The organism is Arenicella chitinivorans (assembly GCF_014651515.1).
GTDB classification, from domain to species: domain Bacteria; phylum Pseudomonadota; class Gammaproteobacteria; order Arenicellales; family Arenicellaceae; genus Arenicella; species Arenicella chitinivorans.
The window spans coordinates 83,125-99,334 of the sequence record NZ_BMXA01000002.1 but is presented as its reverse complement, the minus strand read 5'-3'; the positions used below and the strand labels follow the sequence as shown (position 1 = coordinate 99,334).

General features: G+C 50.9%; 16 protein-coding genes. 7 read left to right on the top strand and 9 right to left on the bottom strand.

Annotated features, from left to right (window positions below; genetic code table 11):
- Positions 1-39: 39 nt before the first annotated feature.
- On the top strand, positions 40-1,962 hold the full coding sequence (locus IE055_RS05565; RefSeq protein WP_189399040.1) for a propionyl-CoA synthetase: 1,923 nt from the start codon (positions 40-42) through the stop codon (positions 1,960-1,962).
- Positions 1,963-1,988: 26 nt separating this feature from the next.
- Here IE055_RS05565 and IE055_RS05560 read toward each other — a convergent pair whose 3' ends face one another.
- The 5 genes from IE055_RS05560 to IE055_RS05540 form a co-directional block, all read right to left on the bottom strand.
- Positions 1,989-2,564, bottom strand: a complete 576-nt coding sequence (locus IE055_RS05560) for a hypothetical protein (RefSeq protein ID WP_189399039.1) — start codon at positions 2,562-2,564, stop codon at positions 1,989-1,991.
- A 74-nt stretch (positions 2,565-2,638) separates the two neighbouring features.
- A complete protein-coding gene (locus tag IE055_RS05555) occupies positions 2,639-3,106 on the bottom strand; it encodes a 2TM domain-containing protein (protein WP_189399038.1) in 468 nt (155 codons plus the stop codon).
- Positions 3,107-3,274: 168 nt separating this feature from the next.
- Positions 3,275-4,087, bottom strand: coding sequence for a class I SAM-dependent methyltransferase (locus IE055_RS05550; protein WP_189399037.1), 813 nt, complete (start codon positions 4,085-4,087; stop codon positions 3,275-3,277).
- An 87-nt stretch (positions 4,088-4,174) separates the two neighbouring features.
- Positions 4,175-4,900, bottom strand: a complete 726-nt coding sequence (locus IE055_RS05545) for a LytR/AlgR family response regulator transcription factor (protein WP_189399036.1) — start codon at positions 4,898-4,900, stop codon at positions 4,175-4,177.
- Positions 4,897-5,997, bottom strand: a complete 1,101-nt coding sequence (locus IE055_RS05540; protein WP_189399035.1) for a sensor histidine kinase — start codon at positions 5,995-5,997, stop codon at positions 4,897-4,899. Before IE055_RS05540 ends, IE055_RS05545 begins: the two co-directional genes overlap by 4 nt.
- A 237-nt stretch (positions 5,998-6,234) precedes the next feature.
- Here IE055_RS05540 and IE055_RS05535 point away from each other — a divergent pair, with 237 nt between their 5' ends.
- Both IE055_RS05535 and IE055_RS05530 read left to right on the top strand, forming a co-directional pair.
- Positions 6,235-7,221, top strand: coding sequence for an SDR family oxidoreductase (locus IE055_RS05535; protein WP_189399034.1), 987 nt, complete (start codon positions 6,235-6,237; stop codon positions 7,219-7,221).
- Positions 7,222-8,556 carry an NTP/NDP exchange transporter gene (locus tag IE055_RS05530; RefSeq protein WP_229794156.1) on the top strand — a complete coding sequence of 445 codons (1,335 nt, stop codon included), beginning with the start codon at positions 7,222-7,224 and terminating at the stop codon, positions 8,554-8,556.
- Positions 8,557-8,567: 11 nt separating this feature from the next.
- Here IE055_RS05530 and IE055_RS05525 read toward each other — a convergent pair whose 3' ends face one another.
- The 3 genes from IE055_RS05525 to bla all read right to left on the bottom strand — a co-directional run bounded on the left by IE055_RS05525 (position 8,568) and on the right by bla (position 11,050).
- Complete coding sequence (locus tag IE055_RS05525) at positions 8,568-9,101, bottom strand: Lcl C-terminal domain-containing protein (protein WP_189399033.1); 534 nt, start codon at positions 9,099-9,101, stop codon at positions 8,568-8,570.
- Complete coding sequence (locus tag IE055_RS05520; RefSeq protein ID WP_189399032.1) at positions 9,101-9,997, bottom strand: Lcl C-terminal domain-containing protein; 897 nt, start codon at positions 9,995-9,997, stop codon at positions 9,101-9,103. Before IE055_RS05520 ends, IE055_RS05525 begins: the two co-directional genes overlap by 1 nt.
- 138 nt (positions 9,998-10,135) lie before the next feature.
- Entirely contained in the window at positions 10,136-11,050 is a 915-nt protein-coding gene (gene bla / locus IE055_RS05515) for a subclass B3 metallo-beta-lactamase (protein WP_189399031.1), read from the bottom strand.
- A gap of 172 nt (positions 11,051-11,222) precedes the next feature.
- Between bla and IE055_RS05510 the strand changes: the two genes are divergently transcribed.
- Genes IE055_RS05510 through IE055_RS05495 form a run of 4 tightly spaced genes read left to right on the top strand, consistent with a single transcriptional unit; the run spans position 11,223 to position 14,007 of the window.
- A complete protein-coding gene (locus tag IE055_RS05510; RefSeq protein ID WP_189399030.1) occupies positions 11,223-12,734 on the top strand; it encodes a serine hydrolase domain-containing protein in 1,512 nt (503 codons plus the stop codon).
- A 27-nt stretch (positions 12,735-12,761) separates the two neighbouring features.
- Entirely contained in the window at positions 12,762-13,136 is a 375-nt protein-coding gene (locus IE055_RS05505; RefSeq protein WP_189399029.1) for a DUF6249 domain-containing protein, read from the top strand.
- 9 nt (positions 13,137-13,145) lie between these two features.
- A complete protein-coding gene (locus IE055_RS05500) occupies positions 13,146-13,691 on the top strand; it encodes an RNA polymerase sigma factor (protein ID WP_189399028.1) in 546 nt (181 codons plus the stop codon).
- A 1-nt stretch (position 13,692) separates the two neighbouring features.
- On the top strand, positions 13,693-14,007 hold the full coding sequence (locus IE055_RS05495) for a hypothetical protein (protein WP_189399027.1): 315 nt from the start codon (positions 13,693-13,695) through the stop codon (positions 14,005-14,007).
- A gap of 59 nt (positions 14,008-14,066) precedes the next feature.
- Here the strand turns inward: IE055_RS05495 and IE055_RS05490 are convergent, their stop codons facing one another.
- A complete protein-coding gene (locus tag IE055_RS05490) occupies positions 14,067-16,175 on the bottom strand; it encodes a fibronectin type III domain-containing protein (protein ID WP_189399026.1) in 2,109 nt (702 codons plus the stop codon).
- Positions 16,176-16,210 lie beyond the last annotated feature (35 nt).

Genomic DNA, 16,210 nt, shown 5'->3' with positions numbered 1-16,210 from the left:
GCACGGGTGCTAGACGGCTGCCCAAACCACGGCAATGATATGAACGCACACCTTCAGCGCCAGGCTGCGAAAAACAACTATCGCGCGGAATACACCAACTGGCAATCCAATCCTGAGCAGTTCTGGTTACAACAAGCTAACCAGTTAGACTGGTTTACTGCGCCGTCTATCGCAAACAAATCGGACAGTGGCGTGACGCACTGGTTCCCCGACGGGCAGATGAATACCTGTTACATGGCACTCGATTACCACGTTGAACATGGGCGAGGCGATCAGCTGGCCTTGATCTATGACTCCCCGGTCACCGGCGTCCAAACGACCTACACCTATCGAGAACTGACCGACCATGTGGCAAACATGGCTGGCGCACTGGCCAGACTGGGCGTCGCAAAGGGCGACACAGTGGTGATCTATATGCCAATGGTGCCGCAGGCGGCCATGGCCATGCTGGCTTGTGCCCGCATTGGTGCCATTCACTCAGTGGTGTTTGGCGGGTTTGCGGCACCAGAACTGGCAGCGCGAATTGATGATGCGAAGCCTAAGCTCATTCTAAGTGCGTCTTGCGGCATCGAAATCTCACGCACCATCGCCTACAAACCATTACTGGATGCCGCACTCGAACTAGCCCAACACCAGCCGGATCATTGTGTGGTTTTGCAACGGGAGCAATTACGCGCAGAGATGACACCGGGACGCGACATCGACTGGTTGAGTTGGCTGGCTGGCGCTCAACCGCACGCCCCGGTGTCCGTGTCAGGGGCAGACCCGCTGTATATTTTGTATACCTCTGGCACAACAGGCTCACCCAAAGGCGTAGTACGTGCCAATGGCGGTCATGCTGTGGCGCTCAAGTACAGTATGCATACTGTGTATAGCATGCAACCTGGCGATACGTTTTGGTCTGCATCGGATGTCGGTTGGGTTGTAGGCCACTCCTACATTGTGTATGGCCCCTTGCTGCATGGTTGCACCACTATCTTTTATGAGGGCAAACCTATTCTCACACCGGATGCTGGTGCCTTCTGGCGCGTTATCAACGACTATAACGTCAATGCCTTGTTCGCAGCACCGACCGCGTTTCGTGCGATCCGTGGCAGCGACGCCAATTGCGAGCTAATCAAACAGTATGACACCTCATCACTGCGAACCGTTTTCGCGGCTGGTGAGCGACTTGATCCGGCGACGTTGGAATGGATGCAAGCCCATATTGGCGTCGACATCATCGACAACTGGTGGCAAACCGAAACTGGTTGGCCGATTGTCGCGAACCCAGTTGGTCTGGAAAAATTACCGGTCAAAAGCGGTTCGGCTACCGTTCCTACACCTGGATTTGAAATACATATTCTGGATGAGCAAGGCAAACAACTTGGCGCTGGCGAACAAGGCAATGTGGCGATTAAACTACCGCTACCACCGGGCTGTCTGACCACTTTGTGGAACAATGATGCCCGGTTCAAACAAGCATACCTTAGCGATTACGATGGCTACTACACCACCGGCGATGGCGGCTACATCGACGAAGACGGTTACGTATTCATCATGGGACGCGTGGACGATGTGATTAACACCGCTGGACATCGTCTCTCCACTGGCGATATCGAAGAGGTGCTAAGCAAGCATCCTTGGGTGTCTGAGTGCGCGGTTGTGGCCCAGGCAGACGAACTTAAAGGCGAAGTACCGGTCGGATTTCTGGTCGCCGCCTTGCCTGAAGACCAGTCTCGTGAGCTTGCGGTGCAGCAATTAAACGAGGAACTGGTGGCCGCCGTTCGCAAAGAGATCGGACCACTTGCCTGCTATAAAACAAGCCATGTGGTGACCAAATTACCAAAGACGCGGTCCGGCAAAATTCTACGCAAAACGATCAAGCAAATCATGCACGGAGAATCGCCGACCACACCACCAACCATTGAAGACCCAAGCGCACTAGACGTTATTCAAGCGGCAATGCAGACGAACGCGTAGTTTACTTATGTGTGGATAGACCCAAACTATTCTGCCACGGCGAAATCCGGCACAGCAGAATCGAACTGTAACGAGTCGAGTAAGAGATCGAAACCCGACTCGGCTTTCGCGCGGTCTTCAGTCGCCACTTGGAAAACCAGGTAAGCGGTTTCACCGGCATGGTGGATTTCATAGAACTGTTGCCAGTGTGGTACCTTCAGGCCCAGCACTTCGAGGTCAAACTCATGCTGATATCCATTCAACTTCACCGACTGGCGAGATTTTGAAACGGTGGTCAATGGATTGCTAATTTCCAAACCAATGCCACTTGGGATTTGCTCAGCAAAGCTCTCTTTTGAGCGCTGCACAAAATCCTGCAGATTGAATTCATCATCTCGTAGATACAACTCAATTTTTGCGATAGCGTCACCCGGAGATTCGACCAAAATAAGTCGAAAGCCCGCGTCCGAATAATCTTCAGTAACCGACCAGTTACTAGGTAAACTGAATCGGACACCATCTCGATGATATTTCCGTGGCAAATCAACATCGGCAATTGGCTCACCGCAGGCAGACAATGCCAAACAAATAGCAATCGCATACCAGCGTGTTGGTTTTCGCATACCCATCCTTTAAACAGTTTATTCAGCGACCACCTCGATGAACGGATGGTCGCCGTGCCGGTAGCGTAGCAGGATTACAACTTCTTACCCAAGCGCTTTTCAACTTGTTTTTTCTCCCATTCAGGACCAAAAAAGTTGAACACCTCAAACACGCTAACACCGTGCGAAATGACACCGATGCCCCAGCCAAATGCGGTCCATTTAGCCCAGATATAACCCGGGTGTAAGATTAGATTCACGGCAAAAAGGCAGCCTATCACGATCACGTAGGTAATCAAGTGTGAGTAAAATCCTTTGATGTCGCGTACTTGTTCGATGGCACGCTGCTCTTCGTAAGTCGATACTTCTGTCGTAGTCATAGGGGTCTCCTGTTGCAATTCGGTTAGATCAATTTCAAACACAGCAGCGAGGGATTTTAAAGTCTCTAAACCCGGTGTTTGGCCACGCTCAATGCGTTGAATTGTGCGAACACTTAATCCGCTGAATTCAGCAAGCTGTTGTTGTGACCAACCACGTTTTATTCGGAGTTTTCTGACGACCATGTGTGTACCTCTCGTTGTGTGCTGAACAGTCTGCCCGAAAAGGCGACCCGACAACCACGACTGTCACCTGACAGCAAGGTGACAAAGCAATAAAATCAACGACATCCTACCCGATGCGTGACCGTTCCGCCAACGAATCGGAACATCTGTTGGGCAAAAGGAACACGATTACTGCTTCACGAACTTGTAGATAAACCGACTTGTTTTGCCACGGATTGCAGGGTCGAACACCAGCAGGTTTAAATCGTCATTTGGGTTCCGTAAGAAATACCCCTCTGCCTCTAGCTCGAACCCAGCTTTTTCAAGCTGATGTCGTACAATCGCCGGATCAATACGGTGCAGGTCATTCGCCGCCACATAACCACTGCCCGGATGCGCCAGGTGATCACTGATAATAAGTCGACCACGCGGCTTAAGCATTCGGCGAATATTTGCCAAAGCAGCCCGGTGATCGACCACGCCGTCACGCATCACCTGCCGCTTACCATTACGAACACGATGGGTAAAAAACAGATCATGATAGTTAATCGCCATAAACGCCAAGTCCACACTTTGGTCTGGCATGTCGATTGACGCTAAGGGCACTTTATCTATACGGATGACATTGGGCAGACGGGCATCCGCGGTTCGACGTATCAATTCTGCTTGCCCGAATCGCCAAGTCAGTGCGTCGTTGTGCGCATAAACCACACCATCCGGCCCAATGGCGCGCGCCATGATTTCGCTATACCAGCCACCGCCGGCGTACAAATCCAGCACGGTTTCCGCTGCAGCAAGATCGCTGAACGTCAACACGCGCGCAGGCTGTCGATCTGAATCACGACCACGGTCCGAATCCAATCGATCGGGGCTGGCTAAAACCTGCTGCAATCGAGCCTGTGAAATGGGTGTATTATCAGACGCGCCAACGGTATAACACGGGCTGAGCAGCACAATGGCAACGAGTTGGTGAATGAATAAACGAAAGAGAGAAGGTGTCATGGCTGGATTCCTAAGTTAAAAAATCCACCATAGTGAACGCGGCACCGAGCGTCGAAAATAGTCGACCAACCCGCGGTTAGGGTCGACCTAGCCCGAGTCGTGCATGAGCGTTTGTTCGAGAGCTGCTCGGTACCGCTCGCCGATTGGCAGCTCAATCTCACCAATCTCCACGTCATAGTTGGTGAAGGCGGTTACTTTGCGGCGATTGACGATGAAAGACTTATGGATACGTACGAATTCGCTACCGAGCTGCTCAGCGAAGGCCCCAATTCCAGACTTAATCACGTGCGAATCCGCGCTCATCACCACCTTTACATAGTCCTTCAAACCTTGTACATACAGAATATCTTGGAGCACCAGTTTGACTTGTTTGCGATCTTTGCGCACAAAGATCGTGGCGGGACCGGCAGAGTTAAGTTCGTTGCTTACCGCCGTTGACGTCTTGCCCGACAAGGTCGCTTTGTAGCGCTCGATGGCCCTAAAGAAGCGCGCGAAGACAACCGGCTTCAAGAGATAATCCACCGCATTCAACTCGAAACCATCGACCGCGTAATCCCGGTACGCAGTGGTGAAAATCACCTTGGGCTTGTTCGCCAGATTGGTATAAAAATCGGTCCCTTTCAACACCGGCATCTCGATATCCAGAAACATCAGGTCCACGGATTCAGACTGCAACACCTGACTGGCTTCTATGGCGCTAGCGCAACTGGCGACGACTTCAAAGCCATTCAATTGCTTCAGATGAGTCTCAATGAGTTCACGCGCTAGCGCTTCGTCATCCACAATCAGGCATCGTGTCAATGTTGTCGTCATGGTGTTGTCTGATCCGAAGTATTTGCAGGTAAGCTCAAGTTAATCGAAAACCAATCGTGCGTATCATCGACACGCAACTGATGGGTTCCTGGATACAACAGCGCTAACTGATGACGCAGGTTTTGCAGACCGATACTCCCCTCGTTGTTCGATGTATCTGACAGCGGGGCTTTCGTATTCTCTAATAGAATGTGCAGCGCCCCATTTTGTTCGGTCAAGCGCAACTTAATCTCGGCGCCCTTGAGCGCCTTCTCTGCACCATGTTTACAGGCATTTTCCAGCAATGTGAGTAAGATCAGTGGCGCAATTTTCACCCGTCGAGACACGTCTGCGTGCATGGTAAATTGCAGGCGGTGCCCGAATCGAAGTTGTACCAACGCCATGTAGTTTTTCACCAGTGCTAACTCGTCCTCTAAGGCGACGTACCGCTGATCACACCGGTAGACCACATAATCCAAAATTCCCGATAATTGCTCAATTGCGGCCGGTGTTTGATCTGATTTCTTCAGTGCCAGCGCGTAAATATTATTCAAGGTGTTGAAGATGAAGTGCGGGTTCAGCTGGCTTTTCAGCGCATTCAATTCAGCTGCGACTTTTTGCTCTTTAAGTTGCAATAAAGTTTGCTGTTTGGCATAGAAATTGTAGGCCGCAATCAACACAGCAGGAAACACAAACGCCGGGAGTTTAGTAAACAAGATATAGCGCATAGCCCAGCGTAAATCCATGCGCTCCAGTAAGCTCATGGCACCAAACATATCCAAGAATCGGGTGTAACTGTCCGGATACCGTACTTCCAGATACAGAACACGGATAACAATATTAATCTCAGACAAGGCAATAGTGACCAGTAACACCCAAACCACAAAACGGAATACTTGTTTGCGATCCAAAAAACGCGGCACCAAATACCGTAACACGATCCAAGCCATCAGCATTTGCAAACCCGTGACCAGACCCGCCGTTTCGATCAACTCCCTCGCCGACGAATAAATCTCCCAGTGCGGACCCGCATTCAACACAAACACCGCGCACCAAAAGATAGCTAACGCAATGTGGTATCGCCACAGTCGCTCCGGAGTTGAATATTCCTGCTGCATAGAGTTAAAAACGTGCGTGTACAAAGTGACCATTCACTATAACGTAAAGCCGCTTGCGCTTCGATTGTCGATCGAGCAACCTCCCACGCTGGTCGACCAAGTCGCCAACTGAGTCGACCAAACTGCTCTCAGCCAACAAACCCCATTCAACCACCAAACACGTGATTTGGTCGACTTTCGATCACACTCGGCCCGCGCTCGCATACGGTGTTTCAAAACAACCAAGGAGATTCCCTTATGCACGCTTTAAAATTTGTCACCGCAATACTTTTGATTTTTCTTGTCGGCATGAGCCACATTACTCAGGCCAATGAAACAGCAATGCCCCAGCAGGCAGTGCTCGTCACAGGCGCGAGTAGCGGCATTGGCAAACGCATTGCCGAAACTCTCGCGCAACGTGGCGTGTTTGTTTATGCCGGTGCGCGTAAAGAAAGAGACCTTGAGGTTCTTAACCAACAAAAAAACATGCAAGGCGTGCGCTTGGACGTGACGATGCCCGAGGACATTAACGCGGCAGTCGAGATGATCCAACAACAGGGCAAGCATCTGCATGGCATTGTGAACAACGCCGGCGTTTTTGCTTACGCGCCGATGATCGAAGTATCAGAAAGAGACTTGGCGTTTCAGTTCAATGTGAATGTCTACGGCCCTTATCGTATGAGCAAAGCCTTTGCGCCGCTGCTAATTAAGAATCAAGGTCGCATCGTGAATATCGGTTCCATCGCCGGCTTGCGTTCAAACAAAATGTTCGGCCCATATTCGATGAGTAAATTCGCGGTTGAAGCCATGACCGAAGCGATGGCGGCAGAACTCGCTAAATTTGATATGTCGGTCAGCGTGATCGAACCTGGCAACTTCAATTCGAACATTATGCAGAATATGAAAAAACGGCAAGCCGAACTCACACACAACGCCGACGCCACCTTATTCGCTGACGAATACCAAAGTATGCAAGGATTCACTAAGACTGATCGATCCACACACGCCGATCCTCAGCCAGTCGCCGACGCCGTGATCGATGCCCTATTCTCAGCGCAACCGAAACTACGATACCTGGTTACGCCGAATGACGGAGAAGCGCGCTATGCCGTCGGTTCAGTCATCGAGAAGCTGGTGCAGATTAATAACGACCACCGTCACACCATTGCAGATGCCGATTTGATCGCGATGCTCGAGGCTGAGCTCAAAAAGGCGAACGCCCACAATGCAAGCGAGGATAACTAAGTGTTTACGCTTACGATTCACCCGTTGCTTAAGCTGGTTCGCAAAATGGCCGGCGTACAGCCTAACGAATGGCGTGCCACGTTAACCTCGTTCAGCATCGCGTTTTTACTGATGAGTGCGTACTTTGTGTTACGCCCGGTGCGCGATGCGATGGCCAGTGATTGGAGTGACACTGAGGTCAGCATGCTGTGGAACATTCAGTTCTTTGTGAGCTTGGGCCTGATTGCGGCATACGGCTGGCTTACGAGCAAGGTGCCGTTCAAATTCGTCGTCCCCTTGGTGTATGCCCTATTTGCTGGCAGCTTCACGCTGTTCTTTTGGGTCAGTGGCGTTACCGAGAGCGCAATACTGATGAACAAAGTATTCTACGTTTGGGTCAGTGCCTTTAGCCTGTTGCACATTTCCCTATTTTGGAGTTTGATGAGCGACACGTTTTCTGCCGATCAGGGCAAGCGATTGTTTGCAATTATCGCCGCCGGTGCCAGCGCCGGCGCGATCATTGGACCACTTGTCCCAACCTTGTTTGCAACGCGCTTGGGGTTGGAGAGTCTGATGCTGATCGCTAGCTTAGGTTTACTCTTAGTACTGCCGTTGGTGTTCTACTTGCACCGGCTTAAGTCGAGTCAGTTGGCTACGGCAACACCGACCGGACGGTTCGACACTAAGGCTGACGGTATTGGTGCAAAGTGGCATGCCGGCTTTGGTGCACTGATCGCGACCCCATACTTATTGCGCATTGCCGCGTTCATTCTGGTCTACGTATTTTTGAGTTCGTTTATCTATTTTGAGCAAAAAAGTATTCTGGCCGACTATCCGCGAGCTGAACGGGCGCAACTGCTGGGGCTGATCGACTGGGCCGTTAATACACTGACCTTCGTCACTGCATTTTTTGTGACGGGTCGTATCGTAAATCGGCTTGGCATGGTTGTGGCGTTGACTTTGCTGCCTTTACTGTTAGTGGTCGGATTCATTCTGTTAGCCATCACACCAACGGTACTGGTTTTAGCTGGCGTGCAAATACTGCGACGCACCAGCAACTATGCCATCACCCGCCCGGCCCGAGAGATGCTTTTCTCACGCGTAAGCCAGCAAGCGCGCTACCAGGCCAAGCCGGTGATCGACGTCGCGGTGTATCGTGGCGGTGACGCCTTAAGTGGCACCCTGTTTGCCTTATTAAGTGAAGGACTGGGATTAGGTCTAGCAATGTTAGCCTGTGTTGGCGCTGCCCTCAGTGTGCTGTGGGCTCGACTCGGGCAGCGCCTTGGACAGGCATACGATGGCAGGCGGCTGGCACCCAGTTCGAATGAACTGCCAGAACCTCAAGCCGTAAAATAAATAGACTCAGATCAAGGTGATGCTTCCGGCACATCACGTACCAGCATCACCTTGGCCTGACCGGTTCGAAAGTTGGCATTTTGAATACCGTCAAGAAAATCGAACAACAGAGCAATATCATCACGACCACCCAAGGTGTCAATCTCAGCAGTCCAGTAAAAATTGTTGCGTGATTGCACGTTCGGAAACACCGTCAGATTAATGGATGGACTACGGCAACTGTAGTTTACCAAGCTGCGATATTCATTTACGTTGGGAATTCGCCAATCTCTATAATTAGCCCAGTCAGCATCGTCCGCAGCCTGCAGGGCAGCTTGCCAATCGAACTTAGCATCTTCGCCCGTCATGCAGTTGTTACCACTGCGACCGACAGTGCATCGGGCCCACATTAACCCAGTCAGCGTATCGGTGACCGTCGCATCATCGTGTACGACATAGCGCGCGTCCGGTACATCATTGAGTATGTAATCAAGACAAGTTTGTTGTGCTGCAACGTTGGTAACAGCCAATAGGCTCAAAAAATAAGACAAAATAAGTACACGCATTATGGCACCTCCGTTGCGATGTAAGCTTGATAATCATCGGTGCGCATGAGGCGCACGTGGTAGTGACTGAAGGTGCCCGAGCGATACCAAGAACGATCTACGCCATCCTGAAAACCGATCCGCCGCGCGCGCCCAATATCATCTCCAGACTCTGGGTGCCCGGGTGTCGAACTCCAGTAGTAATGACTCATAGTGTTCGGAAAGTAGTCGGTATCAATCGTGGGGCCGATGGACTTACCGCGATCAACCAGCGTCGACAACTCTTTAATGTGCGGAATACGCCAGTCGGAAAAACCGCATAATGCTTGTTCGTTCAAACTGGTTACTAGTGTATTCCAATCGTCGTAGTACTCACCATGCACACTAGCGACACCACGACCTTCCGCGCCGATTCCGCCCCAAAAGTAGGTGTTATCTTTGTCCTGTACACCGCCGTCATCGGTCTTCACCTCCCAAACAAATCCGGTGAGATTATCGCGCACGCATGACCAGACACTGGCGGACGCAGGTAGCGCCTCGCCACTGGCGGATAACTTGGTGTAGGAAAAGCCGGCTTTGCCATCACTGTCATCGGCTTGCGTAGCATCCAGGCCATGAGAACAACTCTGCTGCAGGATTATCGCACCACTACAATCGGCGTTAATACCGCTTGGATAGTTGCCGCCGACCAGCAAACCCGAATCGGGTAATCGAAAGCGAAATGGCGGTTGTGCTGTTGCCGACTCATCGTCCAGCAACAGCAGCAACATCACCGGTGTGATAGCAGACTGCTGAGCAAAGACTAAAGCAGGTAGAATAAGCGCCAGAAGCGAAGCGCCAGCGAGTGACCGACCTTGGAATAAATGAGTCGCATGGCATCGCGCTGATCGAGGCCTTGATAAATGGGTATTGGGCATGGTAAATCCATCACGTAGTGGTTGACGCCACCCTGACTCATCACAGAGCCACCTACCCGAGTGTCAAGACTATCAGATTAATATACAATTGACTAAATACTTCGGTAGTATTGTGAACACGTTAAATATGCTCGATTTCTAGGAGTCAGAACTTAAACTGGCGCGCTCTTTCTCCAACCGCTTGTCTAAGCGTTTGAGCACACCGGATGCATAATCTTGGCAAGCAGTGTTATCGACCAAACCATTCTTGCTGAGTAAACGTGTGCGCATTTTTGCGGCGGAAGGATGCGGCGCAAGCACGAGTTGACAGTCCAAGCTTGCTAGATTAGCGAGTCCACGTCGATAGGCCGCTAAGTATTCCAAATGATCGTTAAATCGATAATCATCGCGACTCACCGGCGATAGACTATCGGCGTACACAAGATTTACGCAGACCGACTGCTCACAGGATTGCCATTGCCAACTCAACGCGCCATGGGTATGCCCGGGTGTGGCGTGTGCTTGCAAGCGCAATGCACCCAGTATCACCGGCTTGGTCAGATCGACAATATCATCAACGTTGGCAGCCGGAAACGCATCATGCATGCCCGCCTGCGGATCGTTAGCCGCCACAATTCCGGAGGACAGCACCGGCGCTGCGGCTGCAGATGCTAACAAACGCGCACCGGAAATTTTTTGTAGTTCAGCAAGCCCTGCCACGTGATCAAAATGCTCATGACTGTGCAGCAACAACTCAATATCTCGCAGTTCAAATCCTAACGCCTGCACATTGGCGGCGATGACAGCAGCACCAGCCTCGGTGCCACCGTCAATCAAAATGTGTCCAGTTTCACCAGTAATCAATAACGCCGATATACCGCATGTGCCGACGTAATAGGTATTTCCGTAAACCTTAAACGGCGGACCAGGTTTGTCCCAATCATCCCAATCGTCGCAGGCCTCAACCCATGCATTCTGGTTGTGGGGCGTACTAATTGCCTCATCGGCCAATGCCGATTTTGGCGTATCGATGATAAGCGTGCATAGAAACAAAAGCGCAGTAAGTATTTTCATAGTGCGGCACCCATTGGGGAATCCTGGAGGTTGAGTCGGGTCGTCAATCAATCTAAATCGTGCCGTCAGTTTGCAGTGGAAATCCCATCTTATGAAAGAAAATTAAAAATAATAAATCCATTCGCAGCAGGTCGTGCATCAAAGCACAAACCTAACCAAATTCACACTGAAAATGAAATTCACTATCGTACTTTTACTGCTTGCCACGCCTGGCTTGGTCAAGGCTACCGATCAGGACCTGCATCAACAATTAGAACATATGGACGCGCTGCTGTTTGAAAATGCGTTCAATCAATGCGATCTGGACGTACTCGAACGTATCACACACACCGATTTCGAGTTCTACCACGATCAGGGCGGCGAACAGGATCGCGCTGAATTTTTTGCCGCTATACGGAAAAATATTTGCGGGAACCCTGATGCCAAACCAATTCGAAAACTCGCCCCAGGGACACTCACAGTATTTCCGATGTACGACGATGGTGAGTTGTACGCAGCCCTGCAATCGGGCGAACATGACTTCTACATTCGCGCTGCGGACCAGTCAATGGTCAAAACCGGCACGGCTCGGTTCACCAGCCTCTGGGCACTGCACAACACGCAATGGTTACTCAAACGTGTTCTCAGTTACGATCACCAACCCTCGACCATCGTCTACCCATCGCAAGCGGTAGAACGTGACATGGATGCGGGCTTTCGCCCTGCGTTGTTCGACACCGAGCGCCGTATCAGCGCCTTGCTCAAACAACACCACATTCCCTCGATCGGCATGGGTGTGATTGAAGGTGGTCGCCTGCAACAGCTTCGTATGTTCGCAGCCGAACAAGCACCACCACTCGATGCCATCTATAAAGTTGCCTCACTGACCAAACCGATTGCCGCGTTGGTCACGCTGAAGTTGGTTAACGAAGGACGTTGGGACTTAGACTCACCATTATCACGTTACTTTGTGGATCCGGATGTCGCCAAGTCTGCCGAGCTCCGATCACTGACCACACGTCACGTGTTGAGTCATCAATCTGGGTTTCCAAACTGGCGCTATCTGTCACCAAACAACACACTCAGGTTCGAATTCAAACCCGGCACCCGATATCAGTACTCCGGCGAGGGCTTTGAGTATCTGCGCAAAGCCATTGAGGCCAAACTCGGTCAACCTTTCGAAGACGTCGCGCAACAAACTTTATTCGAACCTCTCGCCATGCTGGACACGCATTTCTATTGGCATGACCAGGTGGACGCAAGGCGCTTTCAACCAGGCCATGACGCCGACGGTAAGAAACTGCCCGTAGCACGACACACCCGAGCCAATGCTGCCGCTAATCTGCTCACGACAGTCGAGGACTACGCCAAGTTTATGATCTATCTCAGCGCGGGCGCTGAACTGGATCCGTCGTTGTTTGCTGAAATGGTTAGGCCACACGTGGACGTCAGCCAGGCAAGCACCTTCGCTCTTGGCTGGCAACGGTTCGATATTGCCAGCACCGACAGCCAACCATCAGAGTATGTGTTGCAGCATACCGGTGGCGACCCAGGTGTAAAAACCATTGCCGTGTTAATGCCGCAATCACAGCGTGGACTAGTGTTACTCTCCAACTCAGAGAATGCGACCAAACTGTGGGGCAAAATAATTTCCGAACACTACGGTACACTCGGCATCTCATTGACCAACGCCAATTTTCAATAATATTGACTGACACAAGAGTAAATCACTATGCATGAGATCGTCGACCCGTTTGTCCCGTTCGCTGTTTTCCTCTCCATTATTGTGATCGTTGCCCTGGTATTACGCCACAAATACCGTTTGAAGAAACTGCAAACCGATGCGATTTTCAAAGCGCTGGACAACGCGGAATCCGTGAACGCGGAGATCATTCATGCTATCCGCCAACCCGAGTCGCCACTGGCGAAGGATTTACGCCGTGGTGTGCTACTTCTGGCATTCGCTGCTGCGCTCGCCGGATTTAGTCAATTTCTCAGTATTCTACGTTCCGATGAACTCAGTGAAGCTATATTGGGCCTGTCCTTGTTCCCAGCCGCAATGGGCTTAGTGTACCTAGTTTTCTACCTCGCATCGAAACGCCGCTAGTCAACTGAAATGACAAGCAAGTACGCGGCACTGCCAGAGGACAAACTGGTAGTGCTGGTTCAAACCACGCTTGATGGTGACGCCTTTTCCGCGCTGGTATCACCACTGGCTGGTGAATTGCAGGCGTTTTTGACACGCTTGACTGGCAATCCTACACGCGCCGAAGATTTGGGACAGAATACCCTGTGGAAAGCCTATCGAAAGATCGACAGGTTTGCCGGCAAATCCAGTTTTAAAACCTGGCTATTCAGCATCGCGTACCATGAATTTTTGCAAGCGCAACGCAAAACCAATAGCATTACCAGACTGATAAACGCGGTGTCTGAACGGGTCTGCGAATCAGCCGAATCCAATATTAGTCAACGACTCGACCTGCAACGTGCACTCGACGCGTTATCGATTGAGGAGCGTGCCGCCCTACTGCTGGCCGAAGCCTATGGTTTTAGCCACCCGGAGATTGCGTCGACGCTTGCTCTACCGCTTGGCACAGTGAAAACGCTGATCCGACGCGCGAAAAGTAAACTTGCCAAAAAGTCGCAATCCCACCAACATTGACATGGATACTATGACCACCAACGATCCAGATCAACAGACCACCGACCTGCTCGACGCGTTACGAACGCAACCGTCTAACCAAGCAACTGCCCCGAAAAACTCTAAGCTCGCACGTAGGTTGTCTTACCAACAATACCGTAAAGCTATTTGGCTGACCCTGGTGTTAGTCACCGTCGCCATCATCGTGAAACCGCTTGTTTCACCGTTAATTGACGCTGCGCTGAACGCACAAAACGGAATTATAATCGGCGTCTTGCTCATATTTTTTGTGGCGATAATCAGTATCCTTGTCAGCGAGACAGACACCACAGATTAGGATCCAACAAAAAATACCCCGACCTAAGCCGGGGTACTAAATAGCCTATCAGACTTGTTTTATGGCACGACCACAAAGTTTTCAGTCATTGGACACATGCCATCAACATCCACGGTGTAATCCCAGTCCGCAGTGGTGTCACCAAACGGCGGATTGCCGGTTTTCAAATACACTTGGGTGCGAGCGCAATGCTTGGGCGAGACATTGTAGCTACGACTACCACCCTTCGGGTTGTCGTAGTAATAAGTCTTAATAAAGAAGCCTTTACCAATGCCTGGACCACTGCCGCGATACTTGTTCGTAAAACACGCATTGCTCGACAAACAGGTTGAGTCATCAACACTGATCGATCCGCGATGCACATGGTGGTCGTAGCGTTTGGTTACGGTAAATCCCTCGAGCTTTTTGAGGTTTGATGACAACCAACCGAGCAAGTAGGTACCAGGATATGTGGCATTAAAATCACCCGTGTAGTATTGATTCGGATGCGTACAGTTTGCCCATTCCAACGTCTCGCGACATAAGTCCATCGCAATACTGATTTCGGCTTCACCGGTTCGACAAGCGGTCGGCGTGGTTTGACCAAACACGGCCCATGGGTCACAACGCTCTTTGTGTTGCACACTGATATCTAACCAACGCTTCATCTGTGCCAACGGTCCTTGATTGCCACGATAATCAGCAAATATCTGTTGATGGGTGTAAGCATTGTAGATCGTCGGACGCTGATAGTTATTCGTCGAGTGGTCAACCGCAGCCCAGTTCGCTGAAGTGGTGTCCTGTACAAACTGATTGTATTTGGTCATCACGTTGGCCGGTGTGATACTCGCCGCCAAACCCGCGGGGCCACCAACTTGATCGGCATTGATTTTGACATCCAATCGATCCAGAGTTTCGGTTAAAGACGACGACGAACCCGCTGCACCGCTGGCAGAAAAGAAATCACCAATGGTGGCACCGAGCTCTGCTTTTGCACTTTCGCGCTCCTCATAAGAGTACTTCTTGGAGTCAAAGTGGAACACCAGATACAAAGCCGACCCAAGATTCACGCTATTAATGTAATTGTCACCACAACGTTCACGGAAATCCGCTTTAGCCTGGTCGTCATTCGGAGACAATACTTGGTTCACCAGCTCTGGATAAATCGCGTTGGCGGGCGTGTTTAGCTTCCAGAATTCCCGGCGATTCTTAACCTTGACCACAAATCGGACAATCGTCTCGTCGGTCGCGGATTTTAAATAGCGTTCCTTCTCGCCAGATAACCCCAAGGTGAAATCATCGGAATTGAAACCAACTTCCGCGGATTGCGACACCTCCAATAGCTCTGCCAAGTGGCGGTTATCGTTAACATAGTCAATGCTGAAGGTGCTGGGCTGCAGAGGCGGTGTTTTGGTAATCGTAAAATTAGCATGATTCACATCCAAACACGTTTCTTTCAAGGTGCCACGAATCAAGTCGTAGCCATCACCCAGGTAAAAGCGACCATCGCTTGACGTGGTGCGGCCCGACACCGTGCCTTGACCGGCCATTTTGGCACGCGCCAGACTCGATTTCTTAACCCGATTATTGGCCTGAAAATACTGCGCATTTTTTTGATCCATCGCACTCATCGCCGACGGATACTTGGCATATAAATTGTTGGTCGAACGCGGATTGACCAAGGTATACCCAGAGCCAGTTCGATACGAGCCTGTATACCCGGTGTTTTTAGCGCGCACACGATATCGATATTTACCCTGCCCACGGTTGCTCAGATACGACGACGTGCCATACCCGTTATACACCCGACTCCACGAGCCACCGTTCTTACTCTCATACAACTCGTACTGCACCGGAAAGCCGTATCCATTACTGGCGCTCCACGACACACGCAAGGCATTGCTGTTGGTATAAGGGGCATAGCTAATTGATGTTGGCGTGCTTGGCGCTCGGTATGGACCTCCGCCACCACCCGGATCACACTCGTCAATCGGGATTACCGCTCTGTCCACATTCGCCCCCGGACTCTTTTGCAGTGGCTCTATACAGTCAATCGGTATTAATTGCGGACTGGCGGACGGTGTTAAAGTGGCTCGCGTATCAGTTTCACTGGCATGCAGGGTGCCAATACTGGCCAAGCTAAACGCCGCTGCTATGGGAATCGCTAAGTAAAGTTTACTCTGTTTCATGGTGACAAATCTCCTGTTGATGGAGACTTAATACT